We start from the raw sequence: 15,400 nt of genomic DNA, 5'->3' as shown, positions 1-15,400 counted from the left end.
TTTTTAAAAAGCACACAAAAAACCCGTCCCTATGAAGTAGGGACGGGTTTACCCGCGTTACCACCCTAATTCTATTAGCTTTTCACTAATAGCACTTAGCAACGTACTAACATACGCGTTCTTTGTAACGGTAGACATCCGTCCGAGCTTACTTTATTCAGCCACGGCTCCTCGGAGATGATTTTCAAATAACGTCTGCACACCGGATTTCAGCAATACACCGGCTCTCTGGGGAACAGCTCACTATTTTACTCTTTCTCGTCTTCAGATTTGTATACTTTATTAAAAGTTATTTTATGCCATTGGGCAATTAATTGTCAACTAATTCAAAATATATTTTTATTTATACCCTTTTTTTCTATTCTTATACAATTACTTTTCAAACTCTCGCAATCCTGCTAAATCTTCATCTTCCTCTGCAAGTTCAGCGAAAAATCCTGTTTCATCTTCACGAAGCACAATTTCAAGTTCTTCTTTCGCTTCTTCATTTCTATTTAATAACGCTAAGTAACAAGCATGATCGTATCTTGCTAACAAGTCAGTAGCATCAATTGCTAATATTTCACTTGTTATTTCTTCTGCCTTTGTCGTTTGCCCAACTCTATGACACGAAGATGCTAACGTAAGAAGAATTGCCGTTTCATTTGGATGATGTACAGAAGCATCTTCTAATAAATAAATCGCATCCTCAAACCTCACTTGACTTTGATATACTTCTGCTAAAGCAAGGAATCCTCTACTTACAAATGGTGTTTTCTCAATTAATTGTAAGCAAATTTTCTCCGCTTTTCTTTCTTCTCCGGTTTTACATAATACACTCGCTTGTAAAAGAAGAGTATCATAATCATCCGGTAGCTCTCGAACCATTTGTTTCGTTAATTCCAAAGCATCTCGTAACATAGCTTCTTCCTCACACTCAATGAAAAGATTTACAAGTTGCTTCGCTACATCATAATCCCACTTATGTTCTAACGATGTTTGTAATACCTCTATCGCTTCTTTATTCATCGCTGCATTCTCGTAAAATAGTGCAAAACGCTTCGCTGCCGTACTATTTTTCGGATTTAACTTTAAGGAAATCTCAAATAAATCAATAATAACTGTAATCATTGAAATTTCCTTCGCACGATTTTTCATGCGATAAAATGCTCTTGTAAATAAAGATTTTTTCGGTTGCTCATTTTGCTGCCTTTCTACTAATCTTTCGGCAACCGCAGTAGCTGCATACATAAACGCTGTACTTCTTTCTGCTTTTTTCACCTTTAGCGTATTAAGTACGTCTCGTATTTGGGATAATTTTTTATGTTGTTCCATTGCTTTTACGTACACACCAAATATACGTTCACTTTCCAAATCTTTATGCATTACTTTCAGCGCAACTTCGATTGCTTCTGCACTCTGCTTTTTAACTAGTACTTTCGCATAATGATATAGTACTTCCACATGCGCTTCATCTATTTTCATTGCGCATTCAATATATTCTTTTTCTTTATTTACCTCATTCATCGCACCATATACATATGCAATTGCATCTAAACGCCATATTTCTGGTACCTCTTCTGCTAATTGTTCTAGTTCAACTAGCAATTCTTCATGAAGATTCAAATCTACTGAAAGCTGTGCCAAATATTCCATATTAATATGCAAAGGCTCTTCTTTCATTACCTGGACCATATGACTTTGTTCTTTAGAACTATTTTCTTCTTTTTCATATATTTCTGCTAGTTGCACATGTACACCTGTGAAATTCTTATCCATTTCTAAACATGTTTCATACGCATGCTTCGCTTCTTGAAATTGCCCTAACGCCATGAATGTTTCACCGATTCGGAAATACGGCAATAAATCCTGTTTTTTCTTAAGTGCATCATTATACCGTTTTATTGCTTGATCATACTGTCCAATAGATTCATATAAAACACCAGCGTAACAACCGTATTCAATTACTTCCGTTTTCTCTTTTTCTAACGTTCTTAAAAACGCTATGCCTCGTTGCACAAAAGCTGTGTCTTTTATTCGATTTACATACTCATCCAACACGCTCGCTATATTAGCGTATACACTTCGTATACCGCTCTCTAATTTAGAAAGTGCAAGTTTTAACTCTTTTTCATCCCCACCTAATGCCATTTCAGCATCCCATAGCACCATGCCAGCATTCATAAGGAAATCTTGATTGTCTTCAAATTGCTCATTAATACTAACAATATAGTTTTTTGCATCCTCATATTGTTCCTTTGCCATATAAACTTGAGTTAAACCGAAATGGGCATATACATCTTCATTATTTTCTTCTAAAGAACGCTTATATATATTTTCCGCTTCTTCAAGTTCATCATTTTGAAAATGCACATCTCCTAAACGAACATATAAAGATGCCTGATCTTCACAATTTTGAATTCCTTGTAATAAAATTTCCTTCGCATTATTCCCATCATCCAAATCTGATTCATAGATTTCCGAAAGCTTCGTATATAAATACGCTGCCGTTTTATCTAATTGAATTGCTACTTTAAGTCCTTTTACCGCCAAATACACTTTTCCTAAATGCTGAGCACATCTTGCACGTTCATACCATATGTGCGCTTCATACTTATATTCTTTTAATAAATCATTAAAGAATACATATGCTTCTTCATATCGTTCTAAATCTATTAAAATCAAACCGTGATTTACAAGTGTAAACCTTTCTGGGCTACGTTCTATAGCTGTTAGAGAATACTCTAGCCCCTTTTCGGATTGATCCATATACATGTATGATAATGCTAAGAAACTCCACGCAACTGGTTGATCTGCATCCAATTGTAATGATGAACGAAAACTAGCAATCGCTTCTGCATAATTATCTTGCTCAAAAGAATAACGTCCATTTATAAGATGATACAACGCTTGACTATTTTTCTTCTCCACACTTTGAAGCATATGTCCTGCTTTTTCCATATCTTGCAGACGAATAAAACACTGTGCACTATGCAATTTCACAAAGTCAGAGCTCGGAAACTTTTCCATTAATTTTTCTATACAAAACTGAATAAAATCTTTATCTACTTCAGCATCTAAATGTTTAATCGTATATAGCCAAGTGTTTGGATTTTCACTTGTTTCTTTTAAAAATAGTACTAACTTTTCAATCCCCTCTTTATCTTGCTCAGCTAAATGATCTGTAAGAGAAAAGATTGTTTTATAATAAGTGTGTTCTTCCTCATTTAAAAATGAAAGTTGTTCTATTCTATCTTTCGGTATAAACGTAATAGCTAAACAATCTGTATAACGATATTTTTCTTGCAACTTATCATATTCCACAAGAATCGGTTCCAAGAAATTCGGATCTTGAATATAAAAAGCTTGCAGTACATCGTCATAACCAGAAAGCACTTGTACATGGGAAGCGTGCTCAATATCTATACTTAATAAAACGGGAATACCTTGATTGAGTAATCTCTTATAATTTTCCGCATTCCCTTGAAAATAACGATATTCGTAACCTTGCTCTTCTATATATGTAACTGTATCTGAAAACTTAGAACCTGTTACATCAAAAATATATTGTGCAATTTCATCTTGCGTACATTTTTCTCCCCATACCCCTAACATCATTTCCAAACTTGTCGGAACGCAATAGTTATCCTTTTGTACAACCGGAACTATCGGTAAACGAACCTTTTTCCCATCAGGATTTTTTTCTATATGATGATATAGAGAATTCTTCAAACTCTTTTCACTTTTCAATAGTGCTTGCAAATCGTGAATACTATTCGTTTTATAAAATGCTTCTGCACGTAAATGTATAAAATAAGTTGTATATGCATGATGCGGAAGCATATGATTAATTTTATCTATTACCGCTAACATTTCTTCATAGCGCTCTAAATCTAATAAATATTTTACTTTTTCAAAATAGAAATATGGTACTTGAGGGAACTTTGCAATCGCATCATTAATGAGTTGTAATGCTCGCTGCTGTTCACCTTTATATGCATATAATTGCGCCAATAAGTACGTAGCTAACTCTTCACAATCTTTATGCTGCTGACCGGATAAAAGTTGTTCCTCTGCCTTCTCCCACTCACCAGTCTGTATATATAAGTAACCCCATTTATCAAAAACTGCACGTGTACTATACTTTTCCGCCTTTTGCATATAGGCATAGGCCTCTTCATTTCGCTTCATATCTAACAAACATCTAACTAACGTAAAATATGCTTTCGTTAAAACATCCGCATCAGTTTCCTCTTCATTTACCTCTTCCAAAGAATCTTTTAACAATTGTTCAGCATCAAGAATTTTACGCTCATCAATTAACTCATCACAATATAAAGAGAGCGTTCTCATATTTGGGAATTTTTTATACGTATACCGAATTAAAAAGGAGCTATATTGATGCATCAAACCTTCATCAGCAAGACGAATTAATGTATCAAACTCCTTGGGTGACGAGACGTTAGAAAGCCAGTTCTTCACGTATGATAACTTATTCGTTTCTTTTATATGTGCAATTTCATTATTTATCTCATGTAATCCATCTACAAATCTCTTTTCTTTCAAACAAATTTCTAATTGTTTAAAATCTAGCATGTATTCACCTCAAATAATTATTTATACTGCCATTTGCAAGCAGTATTCTAACCTACTTGCTTAGATTTTACACATCATATAGTATGCATTCAACTAAAACCTCATATAATGAACGATATTATTTAATATTATTCAAGTTTATAACTAAATATCTTAAAAACGATACTTTTTCTCGTTATTTTGTTTAATTTGATGTAATAATGTATGTTCTTAAGAGATCATTCTCAGTAAATGAAATTATATTAATGATTTTTTAAATATATCTATCATAATTCATAATATATCAACGATCCGACAAGGAATATCGATTTATCGACAAAACAACAATTGCCCTACCTTCTATTTCATATATTAGAGAGGTCGTTTCACTTATCAAATTTTATATCCACAAAAACACCGTAATGATCACTCGGAAATACGCATGATACTCTTTAAATATACAAAATGGATAACCTATTTGATTCGCGATATATTGTGCTACATTTATCTTCTTTTCATCATCCATATGACTCCTAACTTCTTGAATAGCTAGAATATGAGGAGCAACATTTTGAACTTCCTCACAAATAGCCTCTAATCTCTCTGACCACAAAGTTTGATGATTCCAAATGTTGAGGATAGCAATTCTCATTATATCCCTACTTTTCTAATATTAGATTTATCTCCTTATTTCACCGTATGTAATTTTCATATTAGGAGCGTACACCAAAGAAGAATGTATATGAAACGCTTCAAAAAATAAAAAGGATTACATACCTAAAACGATATATAATCCTTTTTATAAAAATATCAAAACAAATGGAGGTTTAGTTAGTACAATCACAATCTGAGCAATCGGTACAATCTATTACGTCACAATCTAAATTTCTCCTTTTTTTGTTTCTTTTAAGATAAAAATATAGTAGTACCATAAATAATAGGCAAATAACAAAGGCTATTATTGCTTCTATATATTTTTCATGAATAATAAAACCAATTCCGCTTCCCCCTGAAATAAAAATTAGAATTAAGTAGATCCAAAACATGTATGTAGGTACCTCCGTTAGTATATGTTTTAAGACAATATCCATATAATGCTAGATGAAATGAATAATCCCATACCATTACCGCTTAATAAACCGGTCGTTACTCTTAGTAAATTTGTACTGCTTCTCCATTTCCACTTTTGGGTGAATCCATCGATTAATAATGGAATTTGAGCAAAAAAGGATAGTATTAATGAAAGACTAAACGAAGGCGTTATTAAAAAATATATTGGGAATATACAGAAACCAATAAACATACCTGTGCATCGTGCACATAAAGGTATGTATTTTTGTAGTTTCAGGAAACTCCTTTCCTGTATTCTATGACAAGGAATATTTAAAATGAAACTTCGAATCAATACGAACCATCCTCTCTAAAAATATTTTAATTGATTTCGTAACAAAATTATAGAATTCTTACACTTCGTAGCGTATAACACTTTATAGATAAGAATTTATTCAAGAAAATACAAAAAGACAAATCAGGTTAATGACCGCCTGATTTGCCTTTTTGTTACAAAATTATTATTTTACATCTCCTCAGGCGCCCCCACCCCAAGTAAACGTAATCCCTCTTTTAATACAACCGTCACAGCGTAAGCTAATGCGAGTCTACTGTCCTTCTCTTCGCTCTCTTCTAAAATACGAACATTTCCATAATATTTATTGAACGCTTGTGCTACATCTAATACGTATTTTGAAATAATAGATGGCTCATTTTTGTTGAAGGCCGCTTCAATTACTTGCGGGAATTTGTTGAGTAATTTTACTACACTCCAGCTGTAATCGTCTTTTAATTCAAAATTACACGTTTCAAATTCCACACTTTCTTTTCTTAAAATAGAGCAAGCACGCGCATGCGTGTACTGTACATACGGTCCTGTTTCTCCTTCAAATTTCAACATATTTTCTAATGAAAATTCGATATTATGCATACGCTCATTTTTTAAATCGTGGAAGATAACTGCTCCAACACCGACTTGTTTTGCCACTTCTTCTTTTTGTTTTAAATTCGGATTTTTCTCTTCAATATTTTGTTCCGCAAGTGCAACAGCTTCTTCTAGCACTTCTTCTAATAAAATAATTCTGCCCTTACGTGTCGACATTTTCTTACCATCTTTTAATATGAACCCGAACGGTACATGTTCCATACCACCCACCCAGTTATAGCCAAGCTTTTTTAATACAGTGAAAAATTGATTAAAATGCAAGCTTTGTTCGGGTCCTACTACATATAAAGCTTTATCAAATTCGTATGTGTTCTGACGATACAATGCCGCTGTTAAATCACGTGTTGCGTAAATGGTAGCACCATCTGATTTTCTAATTAAACATGGCGGCATACCTTCTTCTTCTAAATTAACGACTAATGCCCCTTCTGATTCTTCCAGTAAGTCGTGCTCTTCTAAAATCCCAATAAAGTCTTCCATTTTATCGTTATAGAAAGCTTCTCCTTGAAAGTTTGTAAATTCCACACCGAGAAGTTCATAAATACGAGAAAATTCTTTTAAAGACTCATGACGGAACCAATTCCAAAGTTCGACTGCTTCTTCATTTCCTTCTTCCAGTTTTTTAAACCATGATCGCCCTTCTTCTTCTAGTTCTTTATTCTCCTTTACTTCTTCATGAAACTGAACATATAACTTAAATAACTCACGAATTGGATCCTCTTTAACTACTTCTTCATTTCCCCATTTTTTATATGCGGTAATTAACTTTCCAAACTGTGTTCCCCAATCCCCAATATAATTAATTCCGACAACTTCATATCCACATTTTTCGGCGATATGTTTCAGCGAATTACCGATCATTGTAGAACGTAAATGCCCCATTGAAAAAGGTTTCGCGATATTAGGAGAGGAATAATCGATAACTACTGTTTTTTCACATCCAAAATGATTTTGACCGTACTCTTCTTTCTCCGCTAAAATTGTTTTTAATACTTCATCACTTACTGTTTGACGATTAAAAAAGACGTTTACATACGGGCCAACAGCCTCTATTTTCATAAAAAATGGGTCATTTAATTTCTCCGCAACTTCCTTTGCGATAGCAGCTGGTGATTTTTTATATTGCTTCGCTAGTGAAAAACATGGGAACGCTGCATCACCCAATTCATCTTGTTTTGGTGTTTCAATTAAATCTAAAACTTGATTTTGCGTTAATTCGTTCGTAATAATATTTGATAAGCTCTTCGCAAACTGCTTTTTATACTCCATACTGTAACCTCCTTATTTTTTAAAACACAAAAAACTCGTCTCTAAAAAAGAGACGAGTTTTAACCCGTGGTACCACCCTTGTTGTTCATTCCGAACCACTTTCCCGTTTATAACGAGGACAGGGGGCCTCGGCTTACTCTACTATTCGTTCAAGAAGCGTCTCCGAAGTGCGCTTCATCTTTTTCTTCTGCACTAGGCTCACACCATCCCTAGCTCGCTTTCCTTCTGAAAAAGACTACTCTCTTCATCACAGACAGTATATTTAATTAATTATTGCTTATTATACATCTTTTCAAACAATTAGCAAGGGTCAATTACACCAAAATGAAATTTTGCACTTTTTCTTTTGTATACGTGAAAATTGTGCTTTTCAAATCTAGAACTACGGAAATGATCTTTCAGAACGACACGTTTTCTCGCCACACGCTTCGCTTCCGCAATTGTTTCGTCAGTAATATCATGATACAAAGCGAAATGTTTTAACCCTTTTATTCCATCTGATTCGATGACAGTTTCTTCAAACATCGGATCAAGGTATACGACGTCATAACTATTATCTTCACATTGCGTTAAAAATGCGAAATGCTCAGTTTGTTTTACATCGATTCTTTGCATTGCTTCATCGATTTCAGAAACGGATGAAGACCATGTTTTCAAGCCTTTTCCCATGATGTACGCCATATATTCGTTTCCTTCAAGCCCTGTTACTTTTCCATCTTCACCAACAATATAGCTAGCAACAATACTATCTGATGCCATACCAAGCGTACAATCTAATACGGTCATTCCGCTCTCTAGTTTAGCAGCTTGTACAAAGGGATCGTGTTCTCCGCGCATTAACCTTTTCACACGAAACATTGCTGAGTTTGGATGAAAGAAAAACGACTCTTCCGTACCCTTTGGATAAATAGCTAATCGGTTTTTCCCTACAATCAGCACATCTTGTTCATACTGCTCATGCAGTTTGTGCACAGGTATATCATTACGTAAAACGAAAGAACAATTTAATTCTTCTGCTACCTTATTTGCATAAGCTGTCATTTCTTTATTTGTTCTTCCTGCTGTTGTTACTATCATTTTTTCACCTCTATATAAAGAAAAGAGGGAGATTTACTCTCCCCCTACTTTAGCAATTCTTTTCGAAAGCTTGTTCTAAGTTTGTAATAATTTCGTCCATTGTTGCGCCTTCAATTTCATGACGGTGAATGAAGTGAACAACTTCTTTTCCTTTTAGTAATGCCATAGATGGTGAAGATGGAGGAATTTCTCCGAAGTATTCACGCATTTTCGCAGTAGCATCTTTATCTTGACCTGCAAATACAGTTACAAGATGATCAGGTTGTTTTTCAGCACGTACAACCGCTTGACCTGCTGATGGGCGTGCTAAACCAGCTGCACAACCACAAACAGAGTTTACAACTACTAAAGTTGTACCTGATGCATTCTCCATAAATTCTGTTACAGCTTCTTCTGTAGTTAACTCTTCAAATCCAGAACGCACTAATTCTTGGCGCATTGGAATTACCATTTGGCGCATGTATTCTTCATATGCATTTGACATCTTGTAATCTCTCCTTCAACTTTCATTCCAACTTCATCATATCACGCGCTATTAATAGGTGCAAAAGAAAGATAGTGATGATTTCATTTTTTTGTAGGGATTTCACAAACCCCTTCATGGCAGTGTCCAACTGGGACAAGTTTTCTATTGTTGGCAATATAATCGTATACTTTACTTCCAAATCCAAGTACGATAGATAATTTTATAAACGGCACTGCAAACCAATAAGATGGAACGGCCTTTGCTAATACGTTAATGCTATGAATTCCGTCATACCACTTATTATTTTTTAAAATATACAATCTCTGTTCCATCTTACTTTGTAATTCTTGAGAAAGTTCATACTTCTCAACTACATCTTCATCTCGAAATGAAACAAATTTCATCGTACCCTTTTTATCTAATTTTTCCGTACGCTCTGCAACTGCTGTACACATCGGACACCAACTATCATAGAAAACAATCATAAACTATTCCCCTTTACGAGACTCCGTCATTTGCTTCCATACTGATCCTTTTGCTTCTTCGCCGCCTTCAATACGTTCTAAAGCTAAACGTGCTTGCATTGCTACTTCAAACTCTGGATCATCTTCAGCTACTTTTAATGCCGGAATTGCACTTTCATCACCAAGTTCAAATAAGAACATTGCTGCACGCCAGCGTACTAATTTACTTGAATCTTTCAGAGATTTAATCATAACGAACATCGCTGCTGGGTCACCTACGTCTGATAAGCAATCTCCTGCTGTACGGCGAACACTTACAGAACGATCTAATAACGCTTTATATAATAACGGCAATACTCCATCACCTTTTACCATACCTAAATAAGCTGTTGCTAGGCGGCGGATAGATACTTTCTCATCATCTAACGCCATTTTCAATACTGGCATATCTTCTTCAGTAGGATCCATTTGTTCTAAAGCTGCAAAACGTTTTTTCCAGTCGGAATCCTTCATCATCTCTTCTGTTACTTTATATGGCTCACGCTTTTGAATCGTTACTTCAACAGCACCCGCTTGATCTAATAATTCTTTAACCGTTTCATTTACACGTTCTTCTGAATAAGCAGCAACAATTTCTTCTACTACTTCTTTCCCGATTTCTTCAAAATTACCGTAACGTGTACTTTGCTCTACCCATTTGCGCTCTTTCACAACGTTAGGTGCAGACATTTGCACTTTCATAATGGATTCTTTAAAACGATCAGGTAAGCCTACACGCTCTTCTGTCGTTCCATCTGTTAACTTCACTTGCATCGGAATAGTAAAGAACATTTGAACAAACACTTTCACTTCTCCAAAATGAGAAAGTTGTTGTTCTTCGCTTTCTTCCACTATTTCTTCACCAAAAACGGCACGAACTTGTTGTAATAAAACTTTCCAGTCATACTTCGCATTTCGCTCCACTGCTAAAAAGTCTGCTACATGATACACACCTTTAATGCCTTCAATTTTCAAAATTTCTTGCACTTGTACTGGTGCTTGTTCTTTATTTTCATTTGTATAATTATTACGCGCTCCTGATGGTAATACTTCATTTAAAATAACTTTCATTGTATTCGGACTTGGCGTCGGTTCAATAGCTTTAATCTTCACGTAAAAAACTCTCCTTTATTGCGTGTTCTTAGCTGTATTGTAACATGTTAACCCTTTATACTCCTACTCGGATGCTTAATTTTGCTGATTTCTTCCCATCATCATACTTTTTCATACTTTTTCATTCTTTCTCTTTCCACCTAATCAATCCGAAACTATCGTTAAAATTCTAATATTATTGCGATGCACCCTCCCGCCTTCTCTCCAAAAATGTAATGCTCTCAATTACAACTTCAGTTCTATATATTCTCTTTCCTTGTTCATCATCGTAATTACTCGTATGAATACGCCCGGTAATCCCAACAAGTGAGCCCTTCATACAATATTCTGTTACATTTTCAGCCGATTTTCGCCATATGACACAATTTATAAAATCGACTTGTTGTTCACCTAAACTATTTCGAAAACCTCTATTCACCGCAACACATATTCGTGCATAAGCGACTCCTTGTTTTGTGTAGTATAATTCTGGCTCCTTTGTCAATCTACCGATTAATACAACTCGATTCATCATAAGTTATACCACCTCACATATTTTTCTTCATTGTAAGGAAAAATGTTGGAAGGGTAAAAAGTACAAAACGGCATGTTTGTAAATAAAAAGTATTACTTTATATCTTACAAAACTAAAAAAGAAACCCTACATAGTTTAAACATGTAAGGTTTCCAAAAATATTATACTTCACTGCAAGATATGTAATATCCTCCGCGACCCATCTTTATTTCAGCGCAGTACATTACATTTTCCAAGTTAAAAATAATCGGTTTAACTTTACTCTCAAATTTTAATTTCCCATTACATTCAGCCGCATATCCTTCAATAGCTGAACGAATGACTTCTGCTGATGGATATGTTAAAGCGTCATCTAGTTCTATGAAAAAACTTTTAGAAAATAGTTTTTTCATAATCCTTTTTCCTCTTTCATCATATTCCATCCCCCTTCAATTTAAGTCGCCAACATCCATATTTTCAATTTATCTTTGAAAACAAAAAAATCCTGCACATTTCATGCAGGATTTTTTTATTAGTCATTTTTCGTAAAGTAAGAAACAAAACGAAGAATTTCTAAGTATAGCCATACTAGAGTCATCATTAGACCCATTGCACCGTACCACTCCATATATTTTGGAGCTTGGCTACGTGCACCGCTTTCGATTAAATCGAAATCTAGTAATAGATTTAATGCAGCAACTACAATAATAACTGCACTAATGATCATACCAATTGTTCCACCTTGGTGAATATATGGAACAGTAACACCGAACATGTTTAGTAAGAATACGATTAAATACATAACCATAATTCCCATTGTCGCTGCTATTACACCCGTACGGAATTTATCAGTTACTTTTACTACGCGCGTTGCATACAACACTAGCATTGCAAATAGAATTGAAATTGTTAGTAAGACAGCGTTTAAAACGATAGTATCGCCAAATTTCATTGTATAAATCGCTGAAATACTTCCTAATACAATCCCTTCTACCGCTGCATAAATCGGTGCACCAATTGGTGATATACGCGGGAAGAAGATAGATGCAAATGCGACGATTGCCGCAATAACTAAAGCACCAATTAATACTGGCATTTTCATCGTATTATTTGTCATCTGTATGTATGAATAGACAGACGTTGCAAGAAGCAAGATAAGCATGATAAACGTTTTGCCTACTGTTCCACCAATAGTCATCGCAGAAGCACTTGCTCCCTCTTTACGAAATGCGTCTTTTTTCAACATTGGATTAGATGTTCTCATTTTTTCCCCTCCTAAAATAGGTTCTACCAATAGTGTAAAGTTTTTCTCTTTACTTTTCAATATATGCAGCTTGTTTTTATTTTAATCCTTCAACAATGTCTGATAGTTCGCTCCATCTTTCCATCGTTTTTTCTAGCTCTTCTTCTGTTTTCTGCTGTGCTTCAGATAATTCTTGTGCCTTTGTGAAGTCAGATCCAACTTTCGCAAGTTCTTCTCCAATTGACTCAATTTTCTCTTCTAGTTCGGCAATTGTATCTTCAATTGTTTCCCATTCACGCTGCTCATTGTATGAAAGTTTACGTTTACGTTGTTGTTTTGGAGCTTCTTCTACTACTTTTTTCTCTTTTTGAACTTCCGCCTTCTCAATAAGTTCTTTCGTCTTTTCCATTTCTAAATAGTCCGTATAACTACCTAGGAATTCACGCACTTCGCCCTCGCCACTAAAGATGAACAATTCATCTACTACTTTATCTAAGAAGTAACGGTCATGCGATACAGTTAAAACGACACCTGGGAAATCTTCTAAATAATCTTCCAGTACTGTTAATGTTTGTGTATCTAGATCATTCGTAGGTTCATCAAGTAATAGTACGTTTGGTTCTCCCATTAAAATACGTAATAAATATAAACGTCTTCTTTCACCACCAGATAGTTTACCAATCGGTGTACCATGTGAATGTGTCGGGAATAAGAAACGTTCTAACATTTGAGATGCACCAATTACTTTTCCGTCTGTCGTATGAATCACTTCTGCAATCTCTTTAATGTATTCAATCATACGCTGATTTAAATTCATCTCTTCATTTTCTTGCGTATAATAAGCAACTTTTACAGTTTGTCCTACTTCAACTTCACCACTATCAGGAGATAACTTGCCTGCAAGCATATTTAATAGCGAAGATTTCCCGCTTCCATTCGCCCCAATAATTCCGATACGATCGCCTGGTTTCACAATATGATTAAAATTATGTAGTACCGTCTTATCGCCAAATTTTTTCGTTACATCTTTTAACTCAAGTACTTTCTTTCCTAGACGACTTCCACTTAGTGCAATATCAACTGATTGCTTCGCTGCTGGTCCTTCTTGTCCCTTCAGCTCATCAAAACGCTGAATACGCGCCTTTTGTTTCGTAGAACGGGCTTTTGCACCACGGCGAATCCAAGCAAGTTCACGACGATATAAATTTTGGCGTTTGGATTCTTGTGCCGATTCTTGCTCTTCACGAAGTGCTTTCGCTTCTAAAAATGTACTATAGTTTCCTTCGTAGCTATATAGTTTACCGTTATCTAATTCAAAAATACGGTTTGTCACACGATCTAAGAAATAACGATCATGGGTTACAAGTAATACCGCACCTGTATATCTTGCTAAATATTCTTCTAACCATTCAACTGTCTCATGGTCAAGATGGTTCGTAGGCTCGTCTAAAATTAATAGATCAGGTGTTTCAATAAAACATTGTGCCATTGCGATACGTTTTTTCTGTCCACCAGATAGGTTTCCAACAGTTGCAGTAAAATCTGTAATTCCTAATTTCGTTAAAAGAGATTTCGCATTTGCATTTGCTTCCCATGCACTCATTGCATCCATACGTTGCTGTACGGCAAATAATTGTTCCTGTACTTTTTCATTACTTGGATCTTTTTCGATATTTAATAACGATTGTTCATAATCACGAAGAAGACGAATTAAAGGTGTATCACCATGGAACACTTGCTCTAATACTGTTAGTTTTTCATCAAACTCTGGTTGCTGTGATAAATAACTAATTGTATAACCACGTGAATGCGTCATATCACCTGTATCAGGAGTTTCTAATCCTGCAATTATTTTTAATAATGTCGATTTACCAGTACCGTTTACACCAATAATTCCGACACGTTGTCCTTCTGTAATACTACATGATAATCCATCAAATAACGGTTTTTCTCCGTATGATTTCGATAAGTTCTCCACAGTTAACATTTTCATATTTGTGCATTCCACTCTTTCATAAATTGTTCAATAAACTCTTCCATATAACGATGACGAACTTCAGCCTCTTGTTTTGCTGCGTTCGTGTTCATTAAATCTTTTAGTTTTAAAAGTTTTTCATAAAAATGATTTAAAGATGGATCATTATTTTTTCTATATTCATCTTTCGTCATCACTTCTCGAGGAGGGATAGTTGGATCATACATTAATCTCCCTTTCGCTCCTCCGTATGCAAATGTACGAGCTATTCCAATTGCACCAAGAGCATCTAAACGATCCGCATCTTGAACAATTCTACCTTCAAGTGACTCAACTGTGCCACCATGACCACCCTTATAAGACATATTGGCGATGATATGAAGAACATGTTTACTTTCCTCTTCTTCAACACGTAACTCTTCTAACCAATCAGAAACTTTTTTCATTCCTGCTTCTTCACTCTCATTTAACTTCTCATCTGCTACATCGTGAAGTAATGCTGCCATTTCAATTATAAAACGATTTCCCCCTTCTTGCTCAGATAAAGAAATCGCCAATTTATGTACGCGTTCAATATGATACCAATCATGCCCACTCGCATCTTTTTCTAAAATATGCTTTACGAAAGTTATTGTTTTTTGAATTTTTTCTTGTTTTATCATTTTATCTTCACCCAGTTACTTATTGTAACACGCCCGCATTTTTTCATCA

Annotated in this window: 13 protein-coding genes, 1 pseudogene and 2 other annotated features; all 14 genes and pseudogenes read right to left on the bottom strand. The window is 35.0% G+C overall.

All coding sequences use genetic code 11. The features are described 5' to 3' along the window. Nucleotides 1-35: 35 nt before the first annotated feature. Nucleotides 36-274: a binding site (T-box leader), on the bottom strand. Between the two features lie 98 nt (nucleotides 275-372). Continuing rightward, on the bottom strand, nucleotides 373-4,575 hold the full coding sequence (locus MHI07_RS10290) for a tetratricopeptide repeat protein (protein WP_340823511.1): 4,203 nt from the start codon (nucleotides 4,573-4,575) through the stop codon (nucleotides 373-375). A 379-nt stretch (nucleotides 4,576-4,954) separates the two neighbouring features. Beyond that, nucleotides 4,955-5,206, bottom strand: coding sequence for a hypothetical protein (locus MHI07_RS10285; RefSeq protein ID WP_340823509.1), 252 nt, complete (start codon nucleotides 5,204-5,206; stop codon nucleotides 4,955-4,957). Nucleotides 5,207-5,381: 175 nt separating this feature from the next. Continuing rightward, nucleotides 5,382-5,600 (bottom strand): hypothetical protein, encoded by a 219-nt coding sequence (locus MHI07_RS10280; protein ID WP_080025011.1) that lies wholly within the window; start codon nucleotides 5,598-5,600, stop codon nucleotides 5,382-5,384. Between the two features lie 29 nt (nucleotides 5,601-5,629). Continuing rightward, nucleotides 5,630-5,959, bottom strand: a complete 330-nt coding sequence (locus MHI07_RS10275) for a DUF2085 domain-containing protein (protein WP_078181754.1) — start codon at nucleotides 5,957-5,959, stop codon at nucleotides 5,630-5,632. Between the two features lie 171 nt (nucleotides 5,960-6,130). Further along, entirely contained in the window at nucleotides 6,131-7,819 is a 1,689-nt protein-coding gene (gene argS, locus MHI07_RS10270; RefSeq protein WP_340823505.1) for an arginine--tRNA ligase, read from the bottom strand. Nucleotides 7,820-7,864: 45 nt separating this feature from the next. Then, nucleotides 7,865-8,079, bottom strand: a binding site (T-box leader). Between the two features lie 40 nt (nucleotides 8,080-8,119). After that, nucleotides 8,120-8,896 (bottom strand): class I SAM-dependent methyltransferase, encoded by a 777-nt coding sequence (locus MHI07_RS10265; RefSeq protein ID WP_215581543.1) that lies wholly within the window; start codon nucleotides 8,894-8,896, stop codon nucleotides 8,120-8,122. A gap of 49 nt (nucleotides 8,897-8,945) precedes the next feature. Further along, on the bottom strand, nucleotides 8,946-9,380 hold the full coding sequence (locus tag MHI07_RS10260) for a BrxA/BrxB family bacilliredoxin (RefSeq protein WP_000063703.1): 435 nt from the start codon (nucleotides 9,378-9,380) through the stop codon (nucleotides 8,946-8,948). A gap of 83 nt (nucleotides 9,381-9,463) precedes the next feature. After that, nucleotides 9,464-9,847, bottom strand: a complete 384-nt coding sequence (locus tag MHI07_RS10255; protein WP_340823503.1) for a thiol-disulfide oxidoreductase DCC family protein — start codon at nucleotides 9,845-9,847, stop codon at nucleotides 9,464-9,466. Between the two features lie 3 nt (nucleotides 9,848-9,850). After that, on the bottom strand, nucleotides 9,851-10,978 hold the full coding sequence (locus tag MHI07_RS10250; protein WP_002158061.1) for a conserved virulence factor C family protein: 1,128 nt from the start codon (nucleotides 10,976-10,978) through the stop codon (nucleotides 9,851-9,853). 175 nt (nucleotides 10,979-11,153) lie between these two features. After that, nucleotides 11,154-11,492 (bottom strand): single-stranded DNA-binding protein, encoded by a 339-nt coding sequence (locus MHI07_RS10245; protein ID WP_016100419.1) that lies wholly within the window; start codon nucleotides 11,490-11,492, stop codon nucleotides 11,154-11,156. A gap of 161 nt (nucleotides 11,493-11,653) precedes the next feature. Further along, a pseudogene (locus MHI07_RS10240) lies at nucleotides 11,654-11,907 on the bottom strand (DUF4318 domain-containing protein). A gap of 96 nt (nucleotides 11,908-12,003) precedes the next feature. Beyond that, entirely contained in the window at nucleotides 12,004-12,735 is a 732-nt protein-coding gene (locus MHI07_RS10235; RefSeq protein ID WP_002158065.1) for a Bax inhibitor-1/YccA family protein, read from the bottom strand. Between the two features lie 76 nt (nucleotides 12,736-12,811). Then, a complete protein-coding gene (locus MHI07_RS10230) occupies nucleotides 12,812-14,707 on the bottom strand; it encodes an ABC-F family ATP-binding cassette domain-containing protein (protein ID WP_070170087.1) in 1,896 nt (631 codons plus the stop codon). Then, nucleotides 14,704-15,351 (bottom strand): HD domain-containing protein, encoded by a 648-nt coding sequence (locus MHI07_RS10225; RefSeq protein ID WP_002202190.1) that lies wholly within the window; start codon nucleotides 15,349-15,351, stop codon nucleotides 14,704-14,706. The genes MHI07_RS10230 and MHI07_RS10225 overlap by 4 nt, the downstream gene beginning before the upstream one ends. Nucleotides 15,352-15,400 lie beyond the last annotated feature (49 nt).

It is taken from the genome of Bacillus sp. FSL H8-0545, from assembly GCF_038006105.1.
Lineage (GTDB): Bacteria > Bacillota > Bacilli > Bacillales > Bacillaceae_G > Bacillus_A > Bacillus_A cereus_U.
The sequence above is the reverse complement of the archived record's forward strand: the minus strand, read 5'-3'. Positions and strand labels throughout refer to the sequence as shown.